Genomic DNA, 26,059 nt, shown 5'->3' on the forward strand with positions numbered 1-26,059 from the left:
AATACGAAAATAAGGAAAAGTAATTAGAGTTTCTAATTACTTCTCCTCAAATTTTATTACATATTTCGTAACTCTGCTAAACGTTTTTCAACTGCTTCATGTTTTTCTTGATAGTCCGCTAATTTTTCACGCTCTTTAGCTACAAGTTCTTCTGGTGCTTTTGAAACGAATCTTTCATTTGAAAGCTTACCAGATACTAACTTCACTTCTTTTGCCCATTTTTCTAATTCTTTTTCAAGACGAGCAATCTCTTCATCTAAGTTGATTAATCCAGCTAATGGTAAAAATAACTCAGCTCCTGTTACTACCGCTGACATTGATTGGCTTGGAGCTTCTAAGTTTACTCCAATACTTAAATTTTCTGGATTACAGAATTTTTCAATGTACGCACGGTTCACTTCTAAAATGTTCGCTGTTTCTGCGTCCTTTGCTGCAATAAATAATGGAACTTTTTTACTCATTGGCGTATTTACTTCTGCACGAATGTTACGCACTGAACGTATAATGTCCATGAGTAGTTTCATGCTTGTAGCTTCCTCGGCAAAATTAAATTCTTCTTTCACTGTTGGCCATGCTGCAACTGTGATCGACTCGCCTTCGTGTGGCAGGTGTTGCCAAATTTCTTCAGTAATGAATGGCATGAATGGATGTAATAGGCGCATTGTTTGATCTAATACATATGCTAATATTGAACGCGTCGTTTTCTTTGCACGATCATCTTCACCATATAGAGGAAGTTTCGCCATTTCAATGTACCATGAACAGAAATCGTCCCAGATGAAGTTATATAATTCACGACCAACTTCACCAAATTCGTAACGTTCTGCAAGGTCTGTTACACGTGCGATTGTTTCATTTAAACGAGTTAATATCCATTTATCCGCAACATTTAAATTGCCTGTTAAATCGATTTCATCAAATGTTAAACCTTCCATATTCATTAATGCAAAGCGGGATGCATTCCAAATTTTATTGGCAAAGTTCCAAACGGCTTCTACTTTTTCTGTTGTATAACGTAAATCTTGCCCTGGTGATGAACCCGTTGCTAAGAAGTAGCGCAGAGAGTCAGCTCCGTATTGCGCAATAACTTCCATTGGGTCTACCCCATTACCAAGGGATTTACTCATTTTACGACCTTCACCGTCACGAACTAAACCGTGGATTAAAACATCTTTAAATGGACGTACGCCTGTGAATTCTTTACCTTGGAAAATCATTCGGCTTACCCAGAAGAAGATGATGTCATAACCTGTTACTAATGTGTTCGTTGGGTAGTAACGTTTAAATTCTTCGTTTGCAGTGTCAGGCCAGCCCATCGTAGAAAATGGCCATAATGCAGATGAGAACCAAGTATCAAGAACGTCTTCATCTTGTGTCCAGTTTTCGCTATCTTCTGGAGCATTTTTACCAACATAAATTTCGCCAGTTTCGTTATGGTACCAAGCCGGAATTTGATGACCCCACCATAATTGACGAGAAATACACCAATCATGGATATTTTCCATCCAACGTTTGTACGTGTTTTCAAAACGATTTGGTACAAAGTTTACTTTTTCGTCTTCATTTTTTTGTATATCTAATGCTGCTTCAGCTAAAGGTCCCATTTTAACGAACCATTGTGCTGAAAGATAAGGCTCTACCACTGCACCAGAACGCTCTGAATGTCCTACTTGATGTGTATGTGGTTCAATTTCAACAAGAACACCAGCATCTTGTAAGTCTTTTACAATTTGTTTACGGCATTCAAAACGATCCATTCCAGCATATTTACCTGCTAAGTCATTCATCGTCCCATCTTCGTTCATAACTAAGATGCGTTCTAAGTTGTGACGATTACCAACTTCAAAGTCGTTCGGGTCATGTGCTGGCGTCATTTTTACCACACCTGTACCGAATTCCATATCTACATAATCATCTGCTACGATTGGGATTTCGCGACCTACGATTGGCAGGATTACTGTTTTTCCAATCAAATGTTTATAACGTTCATCTTCAGGGTGTACTGCTACCCCAGAGTCACCTAACATTGTTTCAGGACGTGTCGTGGCAACACGTAATTTTCCAGAGCCATCAGCTAATGGATATTCCATATGGTAGAACGCACCTTCTACTTCTTTATGGATGACTTCGATATCAGATAAAGCCGTTTTTGCAGCAGGGTCCCAGTTAATAATACGTTCTCCACGATAGATTAAACCTTTTTCGTATAATTTTACGAAAACTTCTTTTACTGCGTCAGATAAACCTTCATCAAGAGTGAAACGCTCACGAGTATAGTCTAGCCCTAAACCTAACTTAGCCCATTGTTCACGAATATGACCTGCATATTCATCTTTCCATTCCCAAGTTTTTTCTAGGAATTTTTCACGGCCAAGGTCATAACGAGTTACACCTTCTTCACGAAGTTTTGCTTCAACTTTTGCTTGTGTTGCAATACCAGCGTGGTCCATACCAGGTAGCCAGAGTGCGTCATAACCTTGCATACGTTTCATACGAACAAGAATATCTTGTAGTGTTGTATCCCAAGCATGACCTAGGTGTAATTTTCCTGTAACGTTTGGCGGTGGAATGACGATGGAATATGGTTGTTTTCCACTTTCAGGTTGTGCTTCAAAATACTTGCCTTGTAGCCACCATTCATAACGACCAGCTTCAATATTTTGTGGATCGTATTTCGTTGGCATCGAAATGTTTTGTTGTTCTGACATGATTGTTTTCCTCCTTATAATTGAAAGCGAAAGCGCCCTCATTTAGCCCCGAAGTGCGCTGGAAAGCCCTGACAAGTGTGCTAGCACACGTAGGAAGGGATTGAAGCGACACGAGGGGTTTGGGCGCTGGAGCTAGACACTGTTCTAACTCCAGAGAATATTCTCCAATTTTAAAAACAAAAAAACTCCTTTCGTCAAAAAAGGACGAAGGAGTTTGTATTAAATTCGCGGTACCACCTTTATTCCAAATTAACTTAAATAAAACAAGAACTATTTAAGAGAACTTGGCACTTATTAGGGTAACGGTTATACCGGCATTTTGCTACTATCGTTCACAAAAGCTGCTCCTAGGCTACCTTCAAATGTTTACATGCAGAAACTTTTCAGCTACCGTTTCCTCTCTATTGCATGTAAAATTCATTTTACTCTTCCTATTCATAGCATCAACTATTCAATTGCACTTGAAAAAGCTATCTTGGTAACAGGATTCAACCTTATTGCCTTTCCCTACACATAGAATAGGGAACCAAATCGGTACTGTATACATTGTATAATATTACAACAACTGTTTTCAAGTTACAACGAATATCACGAAAGGTGTGTGAACAAATTGAAAAAAAAGAGCTTCAAAGGTAGAAGCTATAACCCCTATTTATTGCCTCCATGGCTAAGGAAAACTAGATTTTTTTGTAAGCAAATCATTATTCCGATTACTGTATTCCAAGCATTACGAACGATCATTATCCCAACGACAGGTGACATTATTTTTTTATTAATCCTTGCTGGTCTTTGTTATCTATTCGTGACGGATTTTATTTGAAATATTTAAGATTGTGTAAGATTCCTTGAGCTCATTATAAAAGTCGTCTGCATCTGTAGGGAAATATTGATTGGAGTGAATAATTTTCTCTTTCTTTTGTGGTTCTTCAATTTGTGAATTACTTTGCTTTTCATCAATATCTTGAATAATTGTGCCTTGATTGACTACAACATCTGTTGCTAGATCTAAACCACTGCTACTACTATCATTCCACGTTTCCAAATGGACTTCTCGGATAGCTGTATTACTAGTTTTGTTATCAAGGGTTGGTGTATCATCCTGCATGTCAACAGGTTGTATTGGTATCACTTCATCCACTGGAACTTCTTGACTTGCCGGGGCTACATTTTGTATTGGGGTTACTTGTTGTACTGGAATTTCTTCTATTGGTTCAACTTGTTGTGCGGGAGCTATATCTTCAAGCGGCACCATATTTTGTTCTGGAGCTAAAGTTTCTTCTGGTACTACTTCCTGTGGTGTAGCGTACTCTTCATTTCTTGCTGGAGCTACTTCTTCTATAGTCTGTCCATCTTCATTCGTCTCTGTTACATTAAGTACGGGGAAATCACCAAAGTTTGGCTCCTCAGGGAAAATGGCATCATGACCAAAACGGATTTCCTTTATTTCTTGTTGTGGTTCCTCAGTTCGATAATTAATAATTGGAGGCTCTTCTGTCGGCTCATAATTAAATAAAGCCCCTTGTACTGGTTCTTCAAAAGAGCAATTAACCTCCCACTTAAAAGTACAGCTGCAACCATCATAAACTAAAAATTGAATATTATCGATTTCTAATTCCGGTTTGTTAGTTGGAGCAACTTTCTCCCGGGGTAAATCCACATTTAAAGGCAGTGCATATTCAAAATACCCATTATTTCCGTCAAACTCTAACTCTTCTATTAACGTACCTTCACTATATTGTGGTATTTCATTAGGGTTAAACCGAGCAACTGCCGTAATATGATAGATTCCATGTAGTTGAATAGAATCTTCTGTTTCGATTTGCTGCCAACGAGGTATGATATTGCACGAAATCACTTCTTCAACTAAGCCTAGTTGTTCTGGAAAAACAAATTGTGTCATCATATCCCAATTAATATTTTGCATATGATATCCCTCCCGTATCTACCATATGCGCGAAACTTTGAAGTATACCAAGAAAAGCACGAGGCGCCCGGTTCTGCTTAGTAAAATAAAAAGGGACCAACTGTTTTAGTTGATCCCTTAACATATTAAATTATCGAGCTAATTTCGCAAATACTTTATGGAAAGCATCCACTGTTTTTGCAATATGCTCTTCTGTATGAGCAGTAGAAATGAATAAACCTTCAAATTGAGATGGTGGTAAGTATACTCCTTCTTCTGCCATTAATTTAAAGTACTCCGCAAAAAGCGTTAAATCTGATGTTTTAGCAGTTTCAAAATCAACAACCTCTTCATTCGTTAAGAATAAACCAATCATTGAACCTGCACGATTTACAGTATGAGGAATATTATACTTCGTTGCTGCTTCACGAATACCTGCTTCTAATTGATCCCCAAGCTTTTTGAAATATTCATAGCTTTCAGGTGTTAAACGAGATAAAGTTTCAATACCAGCTGTCATAGCAAGAGGGTTTCCTGATAATGTTCCTGCTTGATACACTGGTCCAGCTGGTGCGATATGTTCCATAATTTCACGTTTACCAGCAAAAGCACCTACAGGAAGGCCTCCACCTACAACTTTACCTAAGCAAGTTAAGTCTGGATTGATTCCGAAGTATCCTTGAGCACAAGTATAATCAACACGGAAACCTGTCATTACTTCATCAAAGATTAGTAACGCTCCATATTGTTCTGTAACTGCACGTAACCCTTCTAAGAAACCTGGCTTTGGTGGGACAACTCCCATATTTCCGGCAACAGGTTCAACAATAACACCCGCGATTTTGTCGCCAAATGTCTCAAATACCGTTTGAACAGCTTCTAAATCGTTATATGCAACGGTCATTGTATTTTTCGCTATATCTGCTGGAACCCCTGGGCTATCAGGTAAACCAAGTGTGGCTACACCAGAACCTGCTTTTATTAATAAAGAATCCCCATGACCATGGTAGGAACCTTCAAATTTTAAAATAATATCTCGACCAGTAACCCCGCGTGCTAGTCGTAACGCTGCCATCGTTGCTTCTGTACCAGATGAAACAAAACGAACCATTTCAATAGATGGGACACGATCAATAATGATTTGTGCCAGTTTCGTTTCCAGTAAAGTTGGTGCACCAAATGAAGAGCCTTTTGCTACTTGTTCTTGAATGGCTTTTACAACTTCGGGATGAGAATGACCTAAAATAAGTGGTCCCCAGCTTAATACATAATCGATGTATTCGTTTCCGTCAATATCTTTAATAATTGCACCAGAACCGGATTCCATAAAAATTGGGTCTGCGTTTACAGATTTAAATGCACGAACAGGGCTATTCACCCCACCAGGCATTAAGTGAATGCTTTCTGAAAATGCTTGAATGGACTTGTCATAACGATTCATATTATTTTTCCTCCAACCAACGAGCAACGTCTTTTGCATGGTAAGTTAATATTAAATCTGCACCTGCACGTTTCATACCAAGTAAAGTTTCTAGTACAACCGGTTTTTCTTCAATCCAACCATTTTGTGCAGCAGCTTTAATCATCGCATACTCACCAGATACGTTATAAGCAACGATAGGTAAATGATAGTTGTTACGAACATCACGGATGATATCTAAATAAGATAAAGCTGGTTTCACGATTAAGAAATCTGCTCCTTCTTCAATGTCTGACTCAGCTTCACGGAATGCCTCTAGACGGTTAGCAGGATCCATTTGGTATGTTTTTCTGTCACCAAACTTAGGAGCGCCTTCAGCAGCTTCACGGAATGGTCCATAGTAGCCAGAAGCGTATTTTACTGCATATGACATAATTGGAACATCTTCAAAGCCTGCTTCATCTAGTGCAACACGAATTGCTGCAACGAAACCATCCATCATATTTGATGGAGCGATAATATCAGCACCAGCTTTTGCTTGAGAAACTGCAGTACGCGCTAAAACATCTAATGAAGGATCGTTTAAAATTTTCTCTCCTTCAACTACACCACAATGGCCATGATCTGTAAATTCGCAAAGACAAGTGTCAGCAATCACAAGTAACTCAGGGTGACGTTCTTTAATGAATCGTGTTGCTTCTTGTACAATACCGTGATCGTGGAAAGCACCTGTTCCAACAGCATCTTTTTCGGCAGGAATACCAAATAAGATAACGGAAGGAATTCCTAAAGAAACAACTTCATCAATTTCTTCACCTAATTTGTCTAAAGAGAATTGGAATACACCTGGCATTGATTTTACAGGGTTTTTAATATTTTCCCCATCCATAACGAAAATAGGGTAAATTAAGTCTTCTTTGTGCAGGTAAGTTTCTTTTACCATTGATCGCATTGTTGCTGATGAGCGTAAACGGCGATGTCTTTTAAAGTTTAATTGTGTCATAAATTCGCATCCTCTTTCTTTACTATTTCTTCAATAACAGATTCCATTGTATAAGTTTTTGGTTTATATGTAACGTCCATTCCATAGTGATGTATCGCAGACTCCGTAATATGGCCAATTGCTGCAAGGTCTACTTTCGACGACTCGATAATCGGTGCAACGTGTTTTGCATAAACATCTACTGCGGATGGACTTGCAAAAATAACGATAGGCTTTTCAACTGTTTGAATTAGATGGATGAGTGGTTCCACCATGGCAATGTTTTCAACTGTCTCATACACATTCCATTCTTTAATACGAAAAGGTAATCCTTTTTTAAGTGTATCCTTTGCCTTTTTTCCCCTTATGAACATACATCGCGGGTTCTCACCTGATATAACGGGGAATTCTTTTACAAAAACATCTGCACTATATATAGAAGGCATGAAATCTACATTAAAACCATTTTGCTCAAGTAATTGTGTGGTTTTTTTACCAACAGCAGCAATCTTCCCTTTAAACTCAATTGGTTCCATCTTATTTTGCTTTGTTTTATTCAAAAAAGCTTTCACAGCATTTTGACTAGTAAAAATAAGCCAATCAAGGTTTCTGGCCATTTGAAGTTGAATATAATCATATGGTTCAATAATTTCTTTCGTATCAATAAGTGGACAAGCATGCGCCTCTCCACCTAATGATTGTACTTTTGAAAGGATCGTTGTTGTTATTTTAGTACCTGTTACAACAACCGTAATTCCTCTTAAAGGGAGATTACGCATTTTCCTCAGCCTTCACTTTTTGAATTAAATCAAAGGCTCCTTGCTCTGTTAAAATCTTCGCTAACTCTTTCCCTACTTCTTGTGGGTTTGTTCCTTTAATTGTTTCTTTATAAATAACAGTTGCATCAGGTGCAGCTACTAATCCTGTTAATGTGAGTTCTTCCCCATTTGTCGTAGCGTACCCAGCAATCGGAACTTGGCATCCTCCATCCATAGCAGCTAAAAATGCACGTTCTGCATGGGCTTCATTCCAAGTTGTTTGATCTGTAATTTTTGCAAGCTCTGCTAATAATTCTTCATCATCAGCACGGCATTCAATTCCTAAAGTCCCTTGAGCTACAGCTGGTAAACAAAGGTCAACATCTAAATATTCTGTCACAACATCATCATTCCAACCAAGTCGTTTTAAGCCTGCTGCCGCTAAAATAATCGCATCAAAATCTTCATCTTGTAATTTTGCTAAACGTGTATCAACGTTTCCACGAATCCATTTAATTTCAAGATCAGGTCTTGCTTGTAAAAGTTGCGCACTACGTCTTAAAGAGCTTGTCCCTACAATTGCACCTTTAGGTAGGTCTACAAACTTCACATGATTTTTCGAGATAAATGCATCGCGAGCATCTTCACGTGGTGGAATACAACCGATTACTAAACCTTCTGGAAGTACTGCAGGCATGTCCTTCATAGAGTGAACAGCAAAGTCGATTTCTTTATCGTAAAGAGCTTGTTCGATTTCTTTTACGAATAACCCTTTTCCACCAACTTTAGATAATTGAACGTCTAAAATACGGTCCCCTTTTGTGACAATCTCTTTTACTTCAAATTCAAAAGGAGCACCAGCATTTTTTAGTTCGTTAATAAACCAATTTGTTTGTGTTAATGCTAATTTACTTTTTCTTGATCCTACGATGATTTTACGCAATGTAAATCCTACCTTTCTGCTAATACCAAATGTGGAAGTTGGAAAGTTTGCTTCCTAAGAAGAAATTAATAACAACGAGTAAAAATGTATATATTTGAGCCCATGCAAAATTCAATCCCGTTAATTTGCCACTTCGATGTAGTACTAAAACGATTAAGTAAATAATCATAATGACAAAAGAACCTACTATTTTCATATCAAATATGGATAGACCTTCTAGTTTTAAAAAAGCCCACTCTAACCCTAACAGTAAGCTGATAAAAATAATGGGTATCCCAATTAATATAGAATACGTCATCCATTGACTCATTTGATGTAAGTTTGGTAATCGTGACCACATTTTTGAAAACTTTTTCTTTTTTAAAATATTGTACAAAATTAAATACAATATAGAAAAAACAAAGGACAGGGTGAAAGCTGCATAAGATAAAATAGCAAAAGAAATGTGAATAAAGAGCATTTCTGATTCTAACGATTCCACTAAAGGATGTCTTACCCGATCTGGGGCAAATAAATGAATTGTTACAAAGATAAACCCTAAAACATTAATGAAAAACACAGGTAAATCTACTCGAACAATACAGTGTAAGATAATGGAAATCGTTACTAATAACCACGCATAAAAATAAATTCCCTCAGATAATGAAAGAATTGGAAATCGCCTTGTTACCAAAATGTTTAACAAGAAGAAAGAAGTTTGTAATATCCAAACGACGGAAATAAACCAAAAGGCTATTCGACGTACTTTGACTTGTTTATAGAAAAAATCGACAAAATAACAAACAATCCCGATTGCATATAGGACAACCATTATTTCATAAAGTCTAGCCATCACTATTTGTGTCATGTAGCAACCCTTCTTTATCTTTAACAACTTTTACTACTGTAATACCAAATATTAAAAATACTAGTAAAAATTATGTAAAATCCCAAAATAATAAGCGTTTTACGTATCTATAGTTTACCATACAGATACGAAAACGCCTCACATTCTTTCTTCTAATATGACAATTTTGTATTTAAAATTGCCCCATTTTGGGAACTTACTGCTTGTACAATATCTTGGTTTTGTTGTTGAACCTCAACTTGTACATCTTCTTCAATTCCAAATATTTGTTGGAACAATTGGAGCTGTTGGCTTGCTTTTGGTGAGTTTGCCAATTCCTTAGCTTGTAAAATCGGTTCCTTTAATAATTGGTTAATAATCGATTTCGTATGTTTGTTTAAAATTTTACGTTCACGTTCAGTTAAATTTGGCATTTTGTTTTCAATACTAGTCATTGTTTCTTGCTGAATTTTGTTTGCTTTTTTGCGCAATGCAGAAATAACCGGAACAACGCCTAATGTAGCAAACCAATCTTTAAATTGAATTACTTCTTGTCCAATCATATCGGTAATTTGTCTTGCAGCTTGTTCACGCTCAGCTAAATTTGCTTCTACAATTCCTTGCAAATCATCAATGTCATATAAGAAAACATTCGGTAAATCACCAATGCGTGGATCTAAGTCACGTGGAACGGCAATATCAACCATAAATAATGGTTTTCCTTTGCGTAAACGTTCAACAAATTGCATTAGCTCAAAGTCAATTACGTAATCTGTTGAACCTGTTGAACTAATGAGAATATCTGCTTCAAGTAATACGCATTGTAATTCCTGCATAGATTTTGCATCACCTTTAAATTTCGATGCAAGATGTTTTGCTTTTTCAAAAGTACGGTTCACAACAGTTACTTTTCCTACGCCACTGCCGTATAGGTTTTGAATTGCAAGCTCTCCCATTTTTCCAGCGCCCAATATTGCAACATGTTTATGTTTTAAAGAACCAAAGATCTTTTTCGCTAATTCTACTGCTGCATAGGAAACGGATACTGCGTTTTCATTGATTGTTGTTTCACTATGTGCCCGTTTTGCAAAAGTAACGGCTTGTTTAAATAATTGGTTATAAATTGTACCTGTTGTCCCAACTTCTTGGGCTTCTAAAAAGCTTTTCTTTACTTGTCCAAGTATTTGAGTTTCACCTAATACCATCGAATCGATACCCGCTGTAACACGGAATAAATGATGTAGAGAATCGTCATCTTCACGGATATAAAGATGTGTATCAAATTGATCGACTGGAATATTAAACCATTTAGATAAAAATTGCTTAATATAATAACGACCTGTATTTAATTGATCTACAACAGCATATATTTCAGTTCGATTACATGTTGATACAATGACATCCTCTAATATGCTTTTTTCTTTTTTCAACGCCGCCATGGCATTCGGTAGTTCGTTCTCAATAAACGATAATTTTTCTCGAATTTCGACTGGCGCAGTTTTATAATTCAAGCCTACTACAAGTGTATGCATGAACTTTACACCTCACACGTTCTATTTCATAAATTCTATTCTAACACAAAGAATGCATAAACCAAACTTTAAATATGAATATGTTATAACGAATTTCTAAATTAGAATTATTCTAAAGTAAGTCTAACAAATATTTAAATCAGTTTCAATGGAATTCACTTAGTTGTCGAATTTAAAGTAGTATTTCATATACATATTTATATTGTAATACATGATGCGACATAAATAAACTACCTATTAATATTTATTTTTACTATAAAGTGACATTATAATTCGAAATATTTTAGCTTTCATTAAAGAATACAAAAATAAAGAAGGTGTCTCGATATAAGTCTTTTCTAACGACTTATTGAGTCACCTTCTGATTTTACTTTAAGTAATCAGCTTGTACAGTTTTCTTACCAACTAAGTTGCCATTTACATCATAAGCCAAAAATTCAACATCTAAAATTAAATCATAGGTTTGGTGCATTTGTGCAGGATGATTCGCTCTGAACACACCTTGTCCTCGATCAATTAAATCATATTGATACTGGCCATGCTTAGATGAGAAACGAACAGAAACCTTATCAACGTTTCTACAAACCGGGTTAGTTGTTGCATGCATCATCAAATCCGGATAACGTATTTTCACAACTGCTTCATCAAAGGCATTATCAATTGGACAAACATCTGTAGATACTGTCGTTCCACAAAGAATAGCGTCAATGATTTTTTGATAAATACCATGTAGGTCTAAAACGTCTTCAATATAGAAGAATTGTCCACCAGTACCATCCGAAATTTGTTGCATTAATGTAATACTACTTTTACTTTGTTTTCCTACTAACACAGTATGAATAGTAACATTTTTATCTTTTGCATCTTTAATAATTTGGTTAATTTGATTTTGTGAAGATTTCCCATCCGATAATAATACTACATATCTTGGGAGATTATCCCCTGAGAAATTTATATAAGTTTTTTCTAAACCTTTTGCAATGCTTGTTCCACCTTGGATTGTTTTATCTTGATATATTGGTGGTTTTTCATCAGTTACTGTTGGTGCATCGCCTCTATCTTCTAATGTACCTGAAGTATTAAAACGTACTGCAACATTTGAGTTCTCATTTAATTGTTTGATTAGCTGTTTCGTTTTAGCACCAACATAGTTTTCAGGATCAACTTTTAACATCGAACCAGATTGATCCACTACAAACCCAACTTCTACATCACGTTCACATCGGTTATCAGAAAAAACAGGATTTGTAAAAACGGTTTTAGTAATTGGTTTATCTAAAAGATTAGCAAAAGTATTCTTATCGCTACTATTAGTAACAGATGAACTTAAAATCTGAATTGATACTTCTGATTCCCCATAAGCGAGATTAGAATCTGATTCTAATGTGGCTATCCCATTTGTAAATTTAACCGTACGCGTTTCTCCATTAAATTCTACAACTGCTTCACCTGAGAAAGATGTGGCGGTACTCCCACCTTTTTCAATCATCGAGATTGTAATCTTTGAGTAGTGTTTAGCATTAGGATCTACAGGAGGATTTTTTTCTTGCTCTTGTTTTAATTGATCTACTAAGAAATTAGCATCAATTAATTTCTGCATTCTATCTGCATATGTTTTATCACTCATTAATAAAAGCTTTTCATAATTTGGTAAATTATCATAAATACCTTTAACAACTTTAACACTGTCATAAGAATTAATTGTTATATTATTAGGAAGCACATCTATTAATTTAAGAACATTCTCCATCCTAACGGTAAGGTAATTAGATTGTTGGGAAACTATAAAATTTGGTTTATTATTACTTAATATCGAGTAATTTACGTACAAACTATTAAAATCAGAATAAATATATCCCTCTATTGTATTTTCAAACAATTCCATTGTTATAGTATGACCAGTTTCAAAATAACCTGGGATTTCTAAGTATGGGGGAAATATATCACTAATATTTACATGTACAAATGTATTTAATTGAAAATTATTTTCTATATTATAGCTAATTTCTTTTAACTCAAAAGTTCTTATGTTACGACCGATAAATATTTTTTTATTTTTATCTATACCAACGACTTTATAATCTCCAAATAGGTTTTCACTAGGCGGTGTTACTTGAATAGGCTCAGGTCCTTTTTCCGCATCCCCCCAATCCCAATCCTTTTGATTCGGATCGAAATATTCGTATTCAATACGAACTTCAGGTCTCGGTTCATACGTAATTGGGATTTCAATTTTTCTAATATGATCAAATTTGGAATTGCTATTATTCTGTAATTCTAAAGTAATCTTATCAGTTAAAGTTGTTGTACTTTTTTTCCCTTCAACATAGAAATTAAGTTCTCCACCATCAGATACTATGAATGTTGAACCAGTTTGTTGGTTAATCGGACTTTTTCCTAAATCTGTATTCTGTTTAGAAGTCACTTTATACGTCAATGTTTCTTCATAAGGAATCTCATTTCCGTATTTGTCCTTCAATTCAATAGTAATTAATGAAGAGTCATAGCCATTTGCAATAATTACTGAATCACTTTTTATCGTTACAGCTTCACTTTGAGATACTGTGTTTGTATATGGATTACCGCTACTAGGCGGTTGTGTTGCTGTTCCACCTGTATTTGATGGCGGTTTAAGTGTCACCGTACCACTACTAGCAAAATTCGGTGGTAGTGTTACTTTGTCATCGTCTCGCCCTGTTGCACTTTTTTGTAAACCCTCATAAGATAGTATGTTATTACTGTCTATGCGATGTAAAAATACCGCTAGTTCTCCGCGCGTAAGGTCATTGTACGGTTTATAGTCATCGTATGTTTTCTTTCCCGACGTACCATTTGTAATTTCGTTCATATATAAATATTGAACGGCCTCAACCGTTGATAAATCCATCCCATTTAAAGCTGCAACCAATTTAGCAAATTGGCCGCGTGTAACATTACCATTCCATTTTAAAGGCACATTTAGATCGCTATAGTAGGAGTAAACCTCATCTTCTGAATATGAACTAGAATAATAGTTCGGATCTAGCTTTGCGATGGCACGTAATAATTGGTATTCCGTAACATTGGCATTTGGAGAAAACTTGTTCCCCGCGTTTGTTGAAATAATCTTGTTATCTACTGCCCATTTAATAGCCTTATATTTTGAATCGGTTGTTTTCACGTCACTCACCTGTGCTGCTTCTGTAACACTTGGAAAAAGACTTGAACACGATAGAACAACACATAGTAATAAGACGAAAAGTTTTTTCATTTACCCATCACCCCTTAGTCGAAGAAGAGTATGTCATCACGATAATTTTGTTGCAGGTCGTTTTCTAAATATTCTAGGAATCTTACAATAATCGCTGCTGCTTGAGCACGAGTTAAGTGATTTTTCGGATTAAATCTTCCTGTTGTTGTGTCCCCTGTCATTAAGCCTAATTCCGTCACTACATAGACAGCATCTCGAGCATAATCATAAATTTGCGCATCGTCTCTATAACTAGTTTTATAACTTGGGTCTGGTGCTTTCGTTTCTAATCCAAGAGCACGAATAAGAATTGCTGCTGCTTGTTGGCGAGTTAAATACCCTTCTGGATCAAAAGTTGTTTTTGTTGTACCTGTAATAATGCCCTTTTCTACCGCTGAAACAAGATAATTATAGTTTTTGGCAGTTCGTTTCACGTCTTTAAAGATACTTGCTGTTTGGGTCTTTTTATTTCTTTTATTATCTTCTAATACACGTAAATCTACTGCTTTTCCAATCGCAATGGCAAAATCATAACGTTGCATTTTCGCATTCGGTGAGAAGAAATTCGATTGTTCATCTAAAATTCCTAAAGAATATAACTTTTCGATTTCATCCTTTGCCCAGTGTGAAGAAAGATCTCGGAATTTTGGTACAATCAATCTTTCAATTCTTGGCGTATGTTCAGCGTTTAGATTCATCTTTCCTTTTCCGTAGCTTGGAAGATCGTAAGTATATTCAGAAACAGAATTGGCATTGCTAATTACAGAATAGCCACCGTAAAAGCTACCTAAAGATGCTGGATTTTCTTCATAATTTAATACACGGGATTTTGTTGAAGATAATCGATTTTTCACATAGCCAACAGAACCATTATCATATGTAATTTGGTATTCCGTAATTTGTGTATCTGTTCCACCCCAGAAGTTTTCATAACCAACGTTTTGATTATTCACTTCAACCGTAATTGTTTGGGCTTTTATTCCCTTTTTAGGATCAGCTTTTGTTGTATATGTTTTTCGAGCTAATGCATTTCCTGAGTAATAATCAGATGCTGGACGTTTATCAGTTACTGTACCTTTCGTAAATTGGTAGTCTGATAATTCGTACTTTACATCTCCAACTTGGATTGTTTCCTTTGCACTTTTGGAAATTACTTCACCATTCGCTGTACTTTGCCCGATTTGATCATAATTCGTTACTTTTGAAACATACGTGTAACTACGTGTTAATTTCTCACCATTTTGACCTGTTAACGTTAATTTATAGCTTTCTGTTAGCTCGCCTTTTTTTTCATTAACTTTTTCGTCGATTTTTATGTTTTTACTATTACCTGAAAATTTTATTGGTTTTCCTGTAATAAATACAAGTTCTTCATATGTATACTCGTTTTGTATACCACCGTTTACATCTAATGCCTTTGCTTGTGCAAAATTAGGAACACTTATCATAGAAAGCATCAGTATTGTGATTAATGTCATAAACGTTATTTTTTTTTGCATTTGTAACTTCCCTTCATTATGGAAAGAGCATGTGAAGGTTGTCTTGTTCTCCACATGCCCCTCAAAATTATTCTTCGTTCAGTAAAAGAACATGGCCATTGATAGTGTTTGTTGTAATCAATACAGCTCTGTCGTTTGCTTTAATATCTTTTGGTTCAATGACTTTCCCATCCCGGATAATTAATGCTTTGTTAATACTTACATTCGGCATCGAGCCCATTTCAGACCAAGCTTTATTCATCCAGCGACTAACATTTTTCAATGTGACTTTCTCATTATCAGTGGTTGTATCTACACTTTGTACTCGTCCTGTAGAAACCACTTCTCCAACCCACTCTTTTGAAGTAATAAAGTGAATTGCTTGAATATGACCGTCTTTTACATAGAAATATCCGTAGTCTGGAATTTTCCATTCTAGATCCATATTTGGAATAACTCTTAATGTAGAACCACCATAGTTTTCTTCCGCGTGTGTACTATTACTAAAGGCGAATTCTGTTGATTTTATTTCAGTCCAAATATGGTTTTTCAAATTATACAAATTCCTTAATTCTAAATTGTACCCGTCAACATCCCATAATTGTCCAAAATATAAGTTCTGTGTATTTAAATTTGGTGCCATGAAGCTATCATTTGTAATATTGATAACTTGAGCAAAGTTCGTTTTCGTCAATCCATCTGTTACGACAAAGGCAGTGCCGTATGCTACTAAAGTAGATGGTTCTACTAAACGGCCGTGGCGTACAAGAATTGTCCCTTCATGGAAATTAATTTTCCCAGCATCTTTTAAGCGTATAAACTTCGATGTTGTATTCACTGCTGTCATCGGTTCATAATAAGTGCGTTCATAGTTTTCTAATACCATAATTTTTTGTACAATTTCTTTTCCAAACTTCTCAACTGTTACAAAGTACACATCGCTTGTACGATAGTTTTTCAACTCATTTTTTGTTATTTTTTTATTGCCAGCATAAATTGGTGCATTTTTAGCAAATTCAAAAGTACTAAGACTTGTACTATTTCGTGTGCCAAATAACCAGTTTACAAAAGGTTGTGCATTTTTAACTGTCATTTTATTTGCAGAAGCATTCACAGTTTGAAATTCTGCTTTATATAAATTTTCGATAATAATGCCCGTTGCGACGATTTCCACTTCTGCTAAAACTGATGTTGTTGCCGTTGAAAATTTTAGGTGAACACGATCCCCTTCATAAAGCGTACTCAAATCTACAGTATCTTTCCCTTTACGAAAATCTGTATTTCGATTTACGGTAAAAGTTGTTTCATTGCCTTGGTCTAGTTTTACAACAATGAACATTCCATTTGGGTCAATTTTCGTTACAATTCCTGATTTTTGTTTACTTTTAGGAACAATTTCTCCCTCTTCAACTTCTGAAGTTCCGCGTAGTTCTGTTACTTTTCTTAAATTTACTTTTGCCTCTACCTTCATACCTCTCTTGAAGCCTTCAATTTTTGTAACGGTGTTATTAATGTATAAATAGGTATGATCGTCTATATTTAAAGTTGTCGTTTTTCCTGCACTATTTTTTAATGTAATTTTACTTAGTTTCTTTTCAACTGTTCCGTCTTTTAGCTCAGTTTCATCATATGTTACATTCACAAACGTTCCTTTGAATGTAGTCGCTGCCTCTGCCTTTTGTGCATAAGGTAAAGAAGCAATTATAAAACTAAAGAGTACAACTAGTATGTATAATGACTTTTTTGCCAAATGATAAACCTCCTATTATATTTGGTAGATTTAATGAGAGATTATCCACCTAAAGTAATTATCGGAAGAAATTAACCATAATCCACATTTCACCCAAAATTTCCACCCCTTAAAGTATAACAAAAAAAGATGATTTATTAAAACTGCCTAAAAAAGCAAGAATTAATAAACCATCTTTTCTTGAACTTATTATGTAGAAATGTATCACATGCGTTTTTCAATTTCAGCCCAAGCCTGCTCAAAGCCATGACCCGTTTCAGATGAAAAGACAACAAGTGGGTCATTTTTATCCATTTGTAATGTTTCTTTTACAATTTTTTTATGCTTGTCTAGTTTACCTTTTGGAATTTTATCTGCCTTCGTTGCAATCACAATACTAGGGATATTATAGTACTTTAAGAAATCGTACATCATGATATCATCATTTGTTGGTGAGTGTCGCAAATCAACAATAAGGATAACAGCACGTAACTCTTTACGCGCTGTTATATATTTTTCAATCATCTTACCCCAAGCTTCGCGTTCACTTTTTGACACTTTTGCATAGCCATATCCCGGAACGTCCACAAAAAATAATTGTTCTTCAATTTTATAAAAATTCAATGTTTGTGTTTTTCCTGGTTTAGATGAAATTCTAGCCATCGATTTCCGACCAATCATTTTATTAATAAATGATGATTTCCCTACATTCGATCTTCCCGCTAAAGCAAACTCAGGCAGCCCATCTTCTGGGTATTGTTCCGGTCTGACAGCACTGATGACCATTTCTACGTTGTGGACTTTCATTATTCAAAACCTCCAACAAGTGCTAGTTTTAGCACTTCTTCTGCCGATGACACCGGTTTGAAAGTAAGCTGATCGCGAATACTTTCTGGAATGTCATCTATATCCTTTTCATTATCTTTCGGAATAATAATGGTTGTTAATCCTGCACGGTGAGCTCCTAAAGATTTTTCTTTTAAGCCACCGATTGGTAACACTCTTCCGCGTAATGTAATTTCACCCGTCATACCAATTTCACGTTTAATTGGTTTATTCGAAATTGCTGACACTAATGCTGTCATCATCGTAATCCCTGCTGAAGGACCATCTTTCGGTACAGCACCTTCTGGAACGTGAATATGAATATCGTTTTGCTCAAAGAAATCAGAATCAATTGCTAATTTGTCTGATAGTGAACGTACATATGACAATGCAGTTTGAGCAGATTCTTTCATAACATCTCCAAGTTTACCTGTAAGCATTAGTTTTCCTTTACCTGGTGTTAATGACACTTCAATTTGTAATGTATCTCCACCTACAGTCGTGTACGCTAAACCAGTTGCAACACCCACTTGGTTTTCTGTTTCCGCTTGACCGTAATGGTAACGGTGTTTTCCAAGCATTTCTTCTAATACTTTTGTATTCACCGTAACTCGTTTTTTCTCACCGGAAACAATGATTTTTGCAGCTTTACGACATAAAGCAGCAATTTGACGTTGTAAGTTACGTACCCCAGCTTCACGTGTATAATAACGAATTAAATCGATAATTGCTTCGTCTTTAATGACAAGTTGAGATTTCTTTAATCCATTTTCTTCAATCTGCTTAGGAATTAAATGATTTTTTGTAATTAAAGTTTTTTCAATTTCTGTATAACCCGGAATTGTGATAACTTCCATACGGTCAAGTAACGGTCCTGGAATAGTGCTTAAATCATTAGCTGTTGCTAAAAACATCACTTGTGATAAGTCGTAAGGTTCTTCGATATAGTGATCACTAAATGAATTGTTTTGTTCAGGGTCTAATACTTCTAACATTGCAGCAGATGGATCCCCACGGAAATCATTCGACATTTTATCAATCTCATCTAACAGGAATACTGGATTAATTGTGCCTGCCTTTTTCATTCCTTGAATAATACGACCAGGCATAGCTCCTACATACGTACGACGGTGACCACGTATTTCGGATTCATCTCGAACCCCACCTAATGAAACACGAACAAAGTTACGATCTAAACTTTCAGCAACTGAACGTGCTAATGAAGTTTTACCAACACCTGGAGGACCAACAAGGCAAAGAATTGGACCGCGCACTGAGTTCATTAGTTGACGAACAGATAGATATTCTAAAATACGTTCTTTCACTTTTTCAAGACCATCATGATCTCGATTTAAGATTTCCTCCGCATGGTGAATATCAAGTCGGTCTGTTGTAGATTTTGTCCACGGAATGGTAATCAGCCATTCTATATAATTTCGAATTACACCACTTTCAGCACTTGCTGCTGGTAACTTTTCATAGCGATCTAACTCTTTCAACGCTGCCTTTTGAACTGATTCAGGCATTCCTGCTTCATCAATACGTTTACGCAAATCAGCAACTTCGCCAGTTTTACCTTCTCTATCCCCTAGCTCAGCTTGAATCGCTTTCATTTGTTCACGCAAATAATACTCTTTTTGAGTACGCTCCATTGCTTGCTTCACTTTGGAGTTAATTTTCTTTTCAAGATTTAGTACTTCTTGTTCATCATGAAGTCGAATAATTAAATGATCTAAACGTTTTTTAATATTAAATATACTTAATACTTCTTGTTTCTCAGCAACTTTAAAAGGTAAATGGGAAGCGATAATATCGGCTAAACGTCCTGGTTCATCAATGTCCACAACAGAATCAATTGTTTCTGTTGTAATTTTATTTGAAGACTTTGCATACTTCTCAAAATAACTTATTAGTGTACGCATTAAAGCTTCAATTTCAACATCTTTATCTGTTTCATCTTCATGTAGTTCCAAATCTACTACTGTGAAATCTTTTTCTTCCGTATATTTCGTAATTTTTGCTCGGCTAATACCTTCAACTAAAATTCGTAAAGTGCCATTCGGTAATTTTAGCATTTGTTTTACATTCACTAACGTACCGATTGAATATAGTTCATCTTTTTTAGGTTGTTCTACACGTAAGTCCTTTTGTGTTGCTAAAAAAATTAAATTTTCGTTCATCATTGCGTGCTCTAATGCAGCGACAGATCGAGCTCTACCAACATCAATATGTAAAACCATTGAAGGGTATACTAATAAGCCACGTAAAGGTAACAAAGGGATATTTGTTTTCGTATTGCTCATGCGGGCGTTCACCTCCATCCAGATTTTCCGTATTAACCCGCGTCTATAGTATGTGATAAAAACAAAACATTTCACTTACATAATCATAGTAATTTTTGCAAATTTCATTTTGTAAATATTATTGAATTAAAAATAATGGTACTACTATTTATTATGTAAAGAAAAAAATAATATTTGTATGTAAATCTTGGTAATGACGAAATTTGAAAAAAAACTGACTTACGACCTAGCGGATTAACGCATGTTCGAAGTCAGCTCATTACTGTTTTATTCAACGCTGAACTTAAGCTATTTATGCTGAAGTTTTTTTGCCTTTTTTATTCAATTCAGTACCATCTGAAAGAATTAATTTAGGTGTCGCTTTTTCAGTGATTGTTTCTTCTGTTACAACACATTTCACAATATCGTCGCGAGAAGGTAGTTCATACATCATATCTAACATCGTAGACTCAATGATTGAACGTAAACCACGTGCACCTGTTTTTCGTTCGATGGCTTCTTTTGCAATCGCTTTTAATGCATCTTCTTCAAATTCTAACTCCACTTTATCAAGCTCTAGCATTTTTTGGTATTGTTTTACTAAAGCATTTTTAGGTTCCGTTAAAATTCGAACTAATGCATCTTCATTTAATTGCTCTAAAGATGCTAAAACTGGTAAACGGCCAATAAATTCTGGGATTAAACCGAATTTTAGTAAATCTTCAGGTATTAATTGAGATAATAATGATACATTGTCATCTTCTTGTTTTGCTGGGTTTGAACCGAAACCGATTACTTTTCGGCCTTGACGACGTTTAATAATTTGTTCAATGCCATCAAATGCTCCACCAACAATAAATAAGATATTCGTTGTATCGATTTGTAAAAATTCTTGGTGCGGGTGCTTACGGCCACCTTGTGGAGGTACGCTTGCTACTGTACCTTCAAGAATTTTAAGTAATGCTTGTTGTACACCTTCGCCTGATACATCACGAGTGATTGAAGGATTTTCTGATTTACGTGCTACTTTGTCAATCTCATCAATGTAGATAATCCCTTTTTCAGCACGTTCGATATCATAATCTGCTGCTTGAATTAGTTTTAATAAGATGTTCTCTACATCTTCACCAACATAACCAGCTTCTGTTAGAGATGTCGCATCGGCAATTGCAAATGGCACATTCAAAATACGTGCTAATGTTTGGGCTAGTAATGTTTTACCACTACCTGTTGGCCCAATTAAAACGATATTTGATTTAGCTAACTCTACATCATCTATTTTACTGTTCGAATTAATACGCTTATAGTGATTGTACACAGCAACGGCTAAAGCTTTTTTGGCGCGCTCTTGTCCAATAACATACTCATCTAAAATTGATAATATTTCTTTTGGTTTCGGAATATCTTGGAAATCGATTTCTTCTTCAACTCCAAGTTCTTCAACTACGATTTCAGAACAAAGCTCGATACATTCGTCACAAATGTAAACACCTGGTCCAGCTACTAATTTACGTACTTGTTCTTGCGGTTTTCCACAGAAAGAGCACTTTAAATTGCCTTTTTCATCATTAAATTTGAACAATTTGCTTCACCCCTATTCAAGCAACAATCTTACAAGATTCTTAAGCCTTAATCAAATAGATTGTTTCGAGTTTGCTCATAATATAATTATTATAAGCAATTTATCTTTATGTATTAGTATGTTAAAACAAGGCACGGTAAAACGCCGTACCTTGTTTTACATGAAATTATTGTAACATTATTTCAAAATTCTACTAGTATTTTTATTGTACTAGAGATTATTCAGTAATTTTAGCGTTTTCAACTAAAAATTCTACTGTTTTTTGTGTACGAATATCATTTTCAAGAATTTCAGTGTTTCCGCCTAGAGCTGTAATGATTTGATCTTTATTCATACCGAATTGACCAGCCATTTTTTCTAGTTCAGCATTTACGTCTTCTTCTGTTACTTCAATGTTTTCTGCTTTACCGATTGCTTCTAAAGTTAAAGAAACACGTACGCGGTTTTCAGCTTCTGGACGCATTTGTTCATGAAGAGCATCTTCATTTTGGCCAGAGAATTGGTAGTAAAGATCTAAAGACATACCTTGCATTTGTAAACGTTGAGCAAACTCATCGATCATACGGTGAATTTCGTTATGGATCATTGATTCTGGAATATCAATTTCTGCATTTTCAGAAGCTTTTTCCACTAACTCATCACGTAATGCTGCCTCTGCATCAGCTTTCTTTTGTTCTGCAGCTTGCTCTTTAAGTTTTGTACGTAATGCTTCTAACGATTCAACTTCTGGGTCGATTTCTTTAGCGAATTCATCGTTTAATTCTGGTAATACTTTTGTTTTAACTTCTTTAACAGTTACTTTGAAAGTAGCTTCTTTACCCGCTAATTCTGCTGCATGGTATTCTTCTGGGAATGTTACAACTACATCTTTAGATTCTCCAGCTTTAACACCTACTAATTGCTCTTCAAATCCAGGGATAAATGAACCTGAACCTATTTCAAGTGGATAATCTTCGCCCTTACCACCTTCAAATGCTACTCCATCTTGGAAGCCTTCAAAGTCGATTACAGCAGTGTCGCCTTCAACAATTGCTTCATCTTCTTTAATTTCTAATTCTGCTTTACGAGCTAATTGCTCTTGAATTTGAGCTTCTACTTCTTCATCAGTTACTTCAACAGATGCTTTTTTCACTTCTAAACCTTTATACTCACCAAGTTTCGGTTCAGGTTTAACAGTTACTTTTGCAGTAAAAGTGAAGTTTTGACCTTTAGCAAAGTTTTCAGTTCCATCGATTTCTGGGTAATCTACTGGAGTGATACCAGCTTCGTCGATTGCGTTTGAGTACGCATCTGGAACTAAAATTTCTAATGCATCTTGGTAAAGTGCTTCAACGCCAAAACGTTTTTCAAATAATGGACGAGGCATTTTCCCTTTACGGAAACCTGGTACGTTAATTGTTTTTACAACTTTAGCAAAAGCTTTATCTAATGCTTTATTTACTTCTTCAGCTGGTACTTCAATTGTTAAAGTACCAATGTTACCTTCTTGTTTTTCCCATTTTGCTGACATTTATAATACCTCCAAAAATAGTTTACAATTGTTAGACAAACTACTCGTTTATACGATTTTGACAACCATTTTAGTATAACATAGTCTCCAATAGTTTCAACTTTTTTCATACTTCTTGTAGTTCTGTAAGCTTTTCGAGCATTTGCAAAAATTCGACAAGATCGTAATCCATCTCTTGAACACTTCCAAACATTGTCCGCACAAAGTCTATATATGCCAGTGCTACATCTTCATCTTCATACTCCAACCATTCAAATGGGTAGGTTACAATTGCATGTTTCGCAATTAAATATTCCACCATTTCAAGGGTAGACGGCTCCTTTTGCAATTTGTCACCAATCATTTTAGATACATTGATAAATTGTGGTAATTTGGTCGGTAATTCTAATGTACTTGGATTTACAACTCTTTTTAAATTGAACTTACTTATATTTAGCTCTATATTTACTTCTTGTTCAACTAGTAAGATTAAGATGATACTTTTAATAAACGGATGGGTTTTTTCATGTTCAATAATCGATTTTAAATACGATACAATTGGACGGATATTTGTTGTAGTTAATTCATGCACTTTATTTAGCTGTTCACTCGGTAATAGTGACATAAAGTTATCTATTGAAAATGCATCAGAATCTATTTCATTTTGCCCATCAGTAGAAATGTCATCTTGCTTTTCTTTATTTCCAGCGATATTTGCATTTAAGTCTTTTAATCGTTGGAATTTTTCAATTTGCGCCTTTGGTATTGCGCCTTCTTCCAAAAGAGAAGATATAATTTGTTCTACTTGTTTATATTGTTTTAGCTGCATACAAACGGTTAAATATAATTCCATTATTTCTAAATACATTGTAGGACCTATACTTAATAGTCGTTCACAGATTTCCTTTGCTTTTTCAAAAGATTTTGTTTCATATAATGAATATGCATATACGCTTAAAGTAAATTCGTCCCCTTCACTATACTTTAAAGCTTCCTCAAAGCTATTATTCGCTAAATGATATTGATAACTTTCAACATATTCATGTGCTTTTTTGATTAATCTTTCAACCGTCCCAGGAAATATTACGACATTATCGAATGTTGTATATTTTTTTAGTTTTCTTTTCAAAACTTCTCACTCCCGGATGTCTACAAAATATTTCCATAGTATTATTTATTTTACCTGTTATCGAACAACTGAACAATACTATTGTTTCGAAAGTTGGGTAATCATTAAGCACTTTATGTTAAAACTTTTGCCTTTCCCTTGCAATAATGTACTAAGATATCCAAGTATTTTCCTTCAAAATGCATTTTTAATCGGGGTTTTTTAAAATACTGAAGAATAAGTTACATCATTTCAAACACAAAAGGCTTGAAGAATTTTTTGTCTTCAAGCCTTGTAAATTATTTACACTGTTTAGTAATCTCATTAATTAATGTTGGCAACCAATCGTTTAATGGTTCGCATGTAAATCCTGCTTTAATCGACTTCTCTTGCGACATATACCAATCATCCGGTAACGAGAATGGCGAAGTTCTTTCATTATCCTTACCCACTACTATTTTTGCTTGTTTTCCAACTGCCTTTTCGATTAGTCCCATTAACTCTTGCATCGATACAGTACCCGATGAAGTAACATTAAATGGACCTTCAATATCTGAAAGAAGGGCAAATTTTAAAAATTTCGCCGCATCCTCGGATGAAATAAAGGACATTCGTGCATTCATACTTATAAAATGAATTGGCTCTCCTTTGATCACACGTTCAATATGATCATGTAAACGTCTTGTATAATCATCCAATCCTAAAACAATTGGAAAACGAACAGCTACAACAGGAAAAGATGCTTGTTGGAAAAATACTGCCTCAGCTAACCTCTTTCCTTCGCCGTATGAAAAATCTTGACTATTACCATAGCGAATATTATAGGTATAAGGATTAAAATCTTCTTCTGTTAGCTCTTTCCCTAATATTTCATCATAGACACTCAATGTAGAAGTGAATATGTACTTCTTTGTTTTCCCTTTAAAAACTTCACAAGCAGCTAACGCTTCATTTGGGGAATAACAAATATTATCAAAGACAATATCCCAAGAAGTATTTTCAAATATCTCTTTAAATGTTTCTGTATCAGTACGATCTACAATGATTTGTTGCACTCTGTCACCAAATAGATGCGGAGTAATTCCGCGCGTTGCAATGGTAATATTAAATCCTTCTTCTATTAAAACTTCGACAAGCCTTTTACCAAAAAAACGTGTTCCACCTAACACTAATATTTTTTTCATAACAGCCTCCCAAATTTATGACAATGATATATATTTTCTCTATTTCTCTTCATTTCCCTTCAAAGAATTGTCACTACTACC

The 26,059-nt window shown here is 35.2% G+C and carries 18 protein-coding genes and 1 other annotated feature; of the genes, 1 reads left to right on the forward strand and 17 read right to left on the reverse strand.

The genetic code is table 11. The annotated features are described in order from the left end of the window. Positions 1–56 precede the first annotated feature (56 nt). On the reverse strand, positions 57–2,708 hold the full coding sequence (locus tag CRO00_RS05945) for a valine--tRNA ligase (RefSeq protein ID WP_097072760.1): 2,652 nt from the start codon (positions 2,706–2,708) through the stop codon (positions 57–59). A gap of 197 nt (positions 2,709–2,905) precedes the next feature. Next, positions 2,906–3,156: a binding site (T-box leader), on the reverse strand. 162 nt (positions 3,157–3,318) lie between these two features. Here CRO00_RS05945 and CRO00_RS05950 point away from each other — a divergent pair. Continuing rightward, positions 3,319–3,528 carry a hypothetical protein gene (locus CRO00_RS05950; protein ID WP_097072761.1) on the forward strand — a complete coding sequence of 70 codons (210 nt, stop codon included), beginning with the start codon at positions 3,319–3,321 and terminating at the stop codon, positions 3,526–3,528. Here the strand turns inward: CRO00_RS05950 and CRO00_RS05955 are convergent. From CRO00_RS05955 to CRO00_RS06030, 16 genes are all read right to left on the reverse strand, one after another. Then, positions 3,505–4,632, reverse strand: coding sequence for a hypothetical protein (locus tag CRO00_RS05955; protein WP_097072762.1), 1,128 nt, complete (start codon positions 4,630–4,632; stop codon positions 3,505–3,507). The two genes, CRO00_RS05950 and CRO00_RS05955, sit on opposite strands and share 24 nt — an antisense overlap. A gap of 130 nt (positions 4,633–4,762) precedes the next feature. Continuing rightward, positions 4,763–6,052: a glutamate-1-semialdehyde 2,1-aminomutase gene (hemL, locus tag CRO00_RS05960; RefSeq protein WP_097072763.1), complete on the reverse strand. Its 1,290-nt coding sequence runs from the start codon at positions 6,050–6,052 to the stop codon at positions 4,763–4,765. Between the two features lies 1 nt (position 6,053). Next, on the reverse strand, positions 6,054–7,034 hold the full coding sequence (gene hemB / locus CRO00_RS05965) for a porphobilinogen synthase (protein ID WP_097072764.1): 981 nt from the start codon (positions 7,032–7,034) through the stop codon (positions 6,054–6,056). Beyond that, positions 7,031–7,792 (reverse strand): uroporphyrinogen-III synthase, encoded by a 762-nt coding sequence (locus CRO00_RS05970; RefSeq protein WP_097072765.1) that lies wholly within the window; start codon positions 7,790–7,792, stop codon positions 7,031–7,033. Before CRO00_RS05970 ends, hemB begins: the two co-directional genes overlap by 4 nt. Continuing rightward, a complete protein-coding gene (hemC, locus tag CRO00_RS05975) occupies positions 7,785–8,714 on the reverse strand; it encodes a hydroxymethylbilane synthase (protein ID WP_097072766.1) in 930 nt (309 codons plus the stop codon). Before hemC ends, CRO00_RS05970 begins: the two co-directional genes overlap by 8 nt. 19 nt (positions 8,715–8,733) lie before the next feature. Continuing rightward, on the reverse strand, positions 8,734–9,561 hold the full coding sequence (gene ccsA, locus CRO00_RS05980; protein WP_097072767.1) for a cytochrome c biogenesis protein CcsA: 828 nt from the start codon (positions 9,559–9,561) through the stop codon (positions 8,734–8,736). 152 nt (positions 9,562–9,713) lie between these two features. Continuing rightward, positions 9,714–11,072 (reverse strand): glutamyl-tRNA reductase, encoded by a 1,359-nt coding sequence (gene hemA, locus CRO00_RS05985; protein WP_097072768.1) that lies wholly within the window; start codon positions 11,070–11,072, stop codon positions 9,714–9,716. 367 nt (positions 11,073–11,439) lie between these two features. Continuing rightward, positions 11,440–14,322, reverse strand: coding sequence for an S-layer homology domain-containing protein (locus tag CRO00_RS05990; protein ID WP_097072769.1), 2,883 nt, complete (start codon positions 14,320–14,322; stop codon positions 11,440–11,442). Positions 14,323–14,336: 14 nt separating this feature from the next. Then, positions 14,337–15,800, reverse strand: coding sequence for an S-layer homology domain-containing protein (locus CRO00_RS05995; protein WP_097072770.1), 1,464 nt, complete (start codon positions 15,798–15,800; stop codon positions 14,337–14,339). A gap of 67 nt (positions 15,801–15,867) precedes the next feature. Then, positions 15,868–17,529: a hypothetical protein gene (locus tag CRO00_RS06000; protein WP_097072771.1), complete on the reverse strand. Its 1,662-nt coding sequence runs from the start codon at positions 17,527–17,529 to the stop codon at positions 15,868–15,870. Between the two features lie 204 nt (positions 17,530–17,733). After that, positions 17,734–18,315 carry a ribosome biogenesis GTP-binding protein YihA/YsxC gene (yihA, locus tag CRO00_RS06005; protein ID WP_097072772.1) on the reverse strand — a complete coding sequence of 194 codons (582 nt, stop codon included), beginning with the start codon at positions 18,313–18,315 and terminating at the stop codon, positions 17,734–17,736. Beyond that, positions 18,315–20,636 carry an endopeptidase La gene (gene lon / locus CRO00_RS06010; protein ID WP_097072773.1) on the reverse strand — a complete coding sequence of 774 codons (2,322 nt, stop codon included), beginning with the start codon at positions 20,634–20,636 and terminating at the stop codon, positions 18,315–18,317. The genes yihA and lon overlap by 1 nt, the downstream gene beginning before the upstream one ends. Before the next feature lie 292 nt (positions 20,637–20,928). Next, complete coding sequence (gene clpX / locus CRO00_RS06015) at positions 20,929–22,197, reverse strand: ATP-dependent protease ATP-binding subunit ClpX (RefSeq protein ID WP_097072774.1); 1,269 nt, start codon at positions 22,195–22,197, stop codon at positions 20,929–20,931. A gap of 217 nt (positions 22,198–22,414) precedes the next feature. Continuing rightward, positions 22,415–23,707 (reverse strand): trigger factor, encoded by a 1,293-nt coding sequence (tig, locus tag CRO00_RS06020; RefSeq protein ID WP_097072775.1) that lies wholly within the window; start codon positions 23,705–23,707, stop codon positions 22,415–22,417. A gap of 106 nt (positions 23,708–23,813) precedes the next feature. Beyond that, on the reverse strand, positions 23,814–24,815 hold the full coding sequence (locus CRO00_RS06025) for a tetratricopeptide repeat protein (RefSeq protein ID WP_097072776.1): 1,002 nt from the start codon (positions 24,813–24,815) through the stop codon (positions 23,814–23,816). A gap of 278 nt (positions 24,816–25,093) precedes the next feature. Beyond that, positions 25,094–25,978, reverse strand: a complete 885-nt coding sequence (locus CRO00_RS06030; RefSeq protein ID WP_097072777.1) for an NAD-dependent epimerase/dehydratase family protein — start codon at positions 25,976–25,978, stop codon at positions 25,094–25,096. Between the last annotated feature and the right edge of the window lie 81 nt (positions 25,979–26,059).

Origin of the sequence: Ureibacillus xyleni (assembly GCF_900217795.1) — a bacterium.
In the GTDB taxonomy this organism is placed as follows: domain Bacteria; phylum Bacillota; class Bacilli; order Bacillales_A; family Planococcaceae; genus Ureibacillus; species Ureibacillus xyleni.